This window comes from Dolichospermum sp. UHCC 0352, assembly GCF_009711925.1.
Lineage (GTDB): Bacteria > Cyanobacteriota > Cyanobacteriia > Cyanobacteriales > Nostocaceae > Dolichospermum > Dolichospermum lemmermannii.
On the sequence record NZ_VIKY01000157.1, the window covers coordinates 18,663 to 23,686 of the forward strand.

Consider the following 5,024-nt stretch of genomic DNA (forward strand, 5'->3'; position numbering starts at 1 on the left):
TAAATCAACATCTAAATCAGTTTCATCATAATGAATATTAATGTTTCTAATGATAGTGATTTATTGAGAGTTGAAGAATTAAGTTTAGAGAATTGGTAACAGGAAGATGGCAGTTTTGGGCGATTTCACGTTTCTGTACACATTTTGGCGATTTCCCGCCCACCTCTTAGGCGGTTATATTAATTAATACTTAAAATAAGTCCTTCACGAGCTAGTAATGCTTTAGGGAATACTGACTGAATTTCAGTTTGAACATGATCAAGAAAATCATCATCATCAGAATGATGATAGGAGATTACTAACCGTTTTACTCCAGCTTTCTGAGCCACTAGGAGTAGGAATCAAACCACGTACAAGAATCGCACCTGAAATAGATCAGATTCACCAGCAAGAGTAGGACTTAGTTGTTCAGGAGCATAAATTTGAGAATCGGACAACTCAAAATTTAACATTTTATTGAAAATTAGAGCTTACTGAGCAGATCATCATAATGTCGCACTTCTAATAACTGGTTTTTTTCACCCACAATTACAACAGTCGGAGAGTAACATTTTAACTCTTCTATAGTAAACTGCCCGTAAGTCATGATAATCAAGCGATCGCCAACTACACCTAAACGTGCGGCTGCTCCATTTAATTCAATCGCTCCTGAATTAGCGGGAGCAGGTATGGCATAAGTAATAAAACGCTCACCATTAGCAATATTCACTACTTGTACCTGCTCATAGAGGAATATACCAGCTTTTTTCAGGAGAACCTCGTCAATGCTGATACTACCCACATAGTTAATATTTGCTGCTGTGAGCGTACAGTTATGAATTTTTGCCGACAAGAGAGTGCGCTGCATTTGAGTTTAAATTTTTTTTGCAACCAGTAAGATAGTTGGGAATTAGACTCAGTAAGTGATTACTGATGATTCCACAATTATCGGTTTAGTGGGTAATGAGTAATTCACATTACCATCACCCATAATCTATTATGCTTTAGCTTTAGCTGCTTGAATGAACTTTTCCACCAAGGGAGCTACCTTATCCACATCCTGCCAACCGAGAATTTGCGTGACCTTTTTTTCCAAATTTTTATAACTACGGAAAAATTCAGCAATTTCTTCTAGTCGGTGAGGGGATATGTCTTTGAGAGACTTTACATGAGCATAGCGCGGATCTTTATCGGGAACACAAAGAATTTTTTCATCACGATCGCCACCATCAATCATTTCCAAATAACCAACTGGTCTAGCCGCAATCACGCAACCGGGAAATGTTGGTTCATCCATCATTACCATACCATCTAACGGATCGCCATCATCAGCTAAGGTATTAGGGATAAAACCATAATCATAAGGATACTTGACCGAAGAATAGAGAACCCGATCTAAAGCAAATGCTTGTAAATCCTTATCGTATTCGTATTTATTTTTACTTCCGCCAGCAATTTCAATCAGGACATTAATTACACCTGGCTTTGGTTGGGCAGGAATCAAAGATAAATCCACAACAAAACTCCTTTACTAAAAGTGAATAAGCGGTAGCAGCCATTTTCGCTCCCAGTGTAAGATTCTAAGGCATTGTGGATCTCTTCCCCCAGATTCCTGCTAAAAATCTTGGCGAATTTCACAAATGATCAAAAAAAAGCAGAGAAAAAAACTCCCTGCCCATTATCCTCTGCTTTGACTCCTAAATTCTGCTGTATATTTTAATCTCCGGGAATAGATAGGTTATAGCTTAAGGATGGCTGATTGTTTTCAACATTTACTGAAGAATAGTGGGCGATGATAAATACTGGTAAAGTGAGGGTGATCAAAGCGATCACTGTTCCCACAATGTCTGCCAAACGTTGGGAATATGTATCGGAAGAATGGGCAGACTGGCTATTTAAATTCATACAAGGTTGCAATTAATCAGAATCACGAGTGGGTTGACTCCCTGGAAAAGAGGGTCTACACTATTCTAACTATTTTTTTACTATAAACCGTAATGTCAGGGATAACTGACATTTTTGATCCTTCAGAAATTCCGTAGGGGCGCAGGTCTTGCGTCCAATTAGATTAGTCCCTGCGCCCAAGATTATGCAGCCACTTTTTGTCCTGTAGTTGATTCTTCAGATTGTGGTGACTCTTGTTTTTCTTGATTTCCTTGTTCTGAATCACTGCTGGGTTGAACTATTTGGAGGTGAATATTATTCACTTGATTAATAAATAGTTCTATTGCCTGACTTACTCTTTGTTGTTGTTTACCTTCTTCGGAAATATCATAACAACGATAGGCTGGGCTAATTCCCAAAATAAACTTTTCCTGTTCAGCTTCTAATAATTCAACGGCTTTGTTAGCAGCCATCCAATTTTTTTCAAAAGGAAATGAGGTAACGATACTAGCAACAATGGAAGCAACGGCTGGGCAAATAACAGGCAGCCATTTTAACCAGCTTTGTCCTGCTTCTAATTTATCCACCAACACTAAAATTGGTGTGACACCTGACAAAATAACGGTAGAAATTTGCAAAACATAGTAAAGAGTTCTGGCGAGATTTCGAGAACTTTTATAATCATCAATCAACTCTTGACAATATTCTAAAGCTTTAGCTCGTGCTGGTAAAACTGTATTATAGTCCAATGTAGTACCATTGCTTAATAGAGAGGTATAGAGTTCAGCTTTTTTGGAAAGCTCAGTTTTTTGTGATTCCTTTTGAGCATTCTTCACAGATTGTCTATTGAAGATAAACAAACCAAGAGCAACAGTTAAAGCAACGGATGCAGCAGTTATATATTGTTGATCACTAGAACCAACATAAATGATGAAAATTGATGTGATAGCAACTGCGGCTAATAAATAATCAATCAACTTGAAAAAAAACAGCATATTTTTTCCTGGTGTGGTTATTGTCGGAATGTTGAATTGATGATTGGAAACCCCGTTGTAAAAATATTTTCACAACCAAAGATCTATATTACACGAAAGTAACATTATTGACAAGTTGCCAGGACTAGCAATATTTTTCGGAAAAAAGGTTAAGATCCGGATTTTCCAGTTGTTTTCAAGGATACGCTCAAAGATTGATGGAATAAGGATTGTAGGCAGGTATGATGGGAAGCGGTAACACATCAAAACCCGTACCCAATAAAAATGTTGCCTATGCTACCTGTATTTTATCAGACATATTTAGAGACACAATTTAGCCCTAGCGAAAGTTTATTTCTAAATATAATAATTACTGTATTACAGTCAATTCAAAATATAGGTTTATGGTAAGTGTGGTATGGGAGAACAGAAGTTTTCCCGTATATTTTGAATTATTACCAAAATTAGGGAGTAGTAATTTTGATGAACAAAAGAAAATATTATCCCATATTTTACCGATATTTGATATTTATAAAATATGTGTATTAGGAGATAGAGAATTCTGTTCTGTTGTCTTGGCAAACTGTTTCAGGGAAAGGGAAGTATATTTCTGTCTTCGATTGAAGAATAATCACTTTGTAGAAATAAAAAAAGATATTTATGTGCAATTAAAAACTTTGGGATTATCTCCAGGTGTTTCTTTATTTTTACAAGGTATTGAAGTCACAAAAACTCATGGGTTTGATAATTTCAATATCGCTGGTAAATGGAAAGGTAAAGTTAAGGGAATAGCCCCAAAAGAACCGTGGTTTATTTTAACAAATTTAGATACTATCGCCGAGGCTATTTCAGCTTACAAGAAAAGATTTTGTATTGAAGAAATGTTTAGAGACTTTAAAAAAGGAGGTTATTGTTTAGAAGGTACTCAAGTTAGAGGCAATCGACTAATCTCTTTGGTTATATTAATAGCTATCGCCTACACTAGTGCTACTATTGAAGGACGGCAAATTAAGCGCCAAGGGTTGCAAAAATACGTTGGTCGCGTTAAAGAATTTGGCAGATATGAACGTCGTCATAGTACTTTTTATATTGGATTTTATGGTACAGCTTGGGTTGATTTTGATACAAGTTGCTGGGACTCGGTTTTAGATTTATTGAGACTTATTCCTAATAAGCGCAAGTACTATCAACGGGGTCTAAGGGCTATAGAGCTTATTCTACCTACATCCTAGCTTCATTGTCGCCCCGTCAGACCATTACCTTGAACTAAAGTAAGTTGACTATTAGATAATTCTTTCAATCTTTTTGCTAATTGAACTCCAATTAATGGCTCATTTTTGAGGACTTTAACCAAAAAATCGTTGCGTTCTGCTTCTGGTAAAGTGGGAATTAATGCTTCTAAAGATGTAAATTCTGCCTGTGTAGAATTACTAGCTGTAGCTGCTACTGTAATTAGGGCTTGCTGAATAAGTATCCAAAGCGAACCTAGATGCCACACAGTGCGAAAAATGGTGGTTTGGGAGATTGGTTTCCAAATTCACCCCCTGATTTTCCATAGAAATGCAAGGATTTTGAGGCTCTAAATGCCATAGCCTTGCACTTTTTTGTTCCCAAAATCAGCAAAACCCTTATTTAGAGGCGGTTCTAGCTTTACTCAGCAAGCCCTACTTAACCAGCTTTTTGTTGATGTGTGACAGTTAGGGTGCGGAATGTGGGCTACAAACCCATCTTCCGCACCCTAAACTGTCACACAACGAAAAATGGTCGTTGGGGGATTTGGGATTAGCGAACTGCTTGCAGCAGCGCTTCGCTATCGCCACATAAAATTTCGACCTTTTTGTATAAAAATCATCCTTTAATATATTAAAAAGTCCGAAATTACCGATTGTGACACCGGGGGGTGCGGAATGTGGGTACAAATACCACCCTTGACAATTTCCCCTTTTCCTTAACTTGTCACCAATGCCTTAGTATGTGACAGTTGAGGGGGCGGAATGTGGGTTTTATACTACTTGCTTATCCGTAGTTTTTGATTCGGGATGGCTATGGTGGGTAAAGCCATCACCCTTGAGGAAAAACTTTTTGGTTTACTGTTTTCGGAAGCTCGACGTTTACTTGAAGATGCTTCAAGTCACATATAGAGTCGTTTCGCCGAAACGACTCTATATTCTTTGAGTCCGATAGCTA

Annotated in this window: 6 protein-coding genes and 1 pseudogene; 1 reads left to right on the top strand and 6 read right to left on the bottom strand. The window is 37.4% G+C overall.

The window, feature by feature from the left end; translation table 11 throughout:
- Positions 1–179: 179 nt before the first annotated feature.
- The 5 genes from FJR06_RS10950 to FJR06_RS10970 all read right to left on the bottom strand — a co-directional run bounded on the left by FJR06_RS10950 (position 180) and on the right by FJR06_RS10970 (position 2,858).
- Positions 180–329 carry a hypothetical protein gene (locus FJR06_RS10950; protein ID WP_371260363.1) on the bottom strand — a complete coding sequence of 50 codons (150 nt, stop codon included), beginning with the start codon at positions 327–329 and terminating at the stop codon, positions 180–182.
- A gap of 134 nt (positions 330–463) precedes the next feature.
- On the bottom strand, positions 464–847 hold the full coding sequence (gene panD / locus FJR06_RS10955) for an aspartate 1-decarboxylase (protein WP_015081562.1): 384 nt from the start codon (positions 845–847) through the stop codon (positions 464–466).
- Between the two features lie 129 nt (positions 848–976).
- Positions 977–1,495, bottom strand: coding sequence for an inorganic diphosphatase (locus FJR06_RS10960; protein WP_015081563.1), 519 nt, complete (start codon positions 1,493–1,495; stop codon positions 977–979).
- A gap of 200 nt (positions 1,496–1,695) precedes the next feature.
- On the bottom strand, positions 1,696–1,884 hold the full coding sequence (locus FJR06_RS10965) for a hypothetical protein (protein ID WP_041458148.1): 189 nt from the start codon (positions 1,882–1,884) through the stop codon (positions 1,696–1,698).
- 182 nt (positions 1,885–2,066) lie between these two features.
- A complete protein-coding gene (locus FJR06_RS10970; RefSeq protein WP_168651421.1) occupies positions 2,067–2,858 on the bottom strand; it encodes a DUF4231 domain-containing protein in 792 nt (263 codons plus the stop codon).
- Positions 2,859–3,238: 380 nt separating this feature from the next.
- Between FJR06_RS10970 and FJR06_RS10975 the strand changes: the two are divergent.
- Positions 3,239–4,069: pseudogene (locus FJR06_RS10975) on the top strand (IS4 family transposase); the annotation flags it as partial.
- A 2-nt stretch (positions 4,070–4,071) separates the two neighbouring features.
- Here the strand turns inward: FJR06_RS10975 and FJR06_RS10980 are convergent.
- Positions 4,072–4,335 (bottom strand): hypothetical protein, encoded by a 264-nt coding sequence (locus FJR06_RS10980; protein WP_041458150.1) that lies wholly within the window; start codon positions 4,333–4,335, stop codon positions 4,072–4,074.
- Between the last annotated feature and the right edge of the window lie 689 nt (positions 4,336–5,024).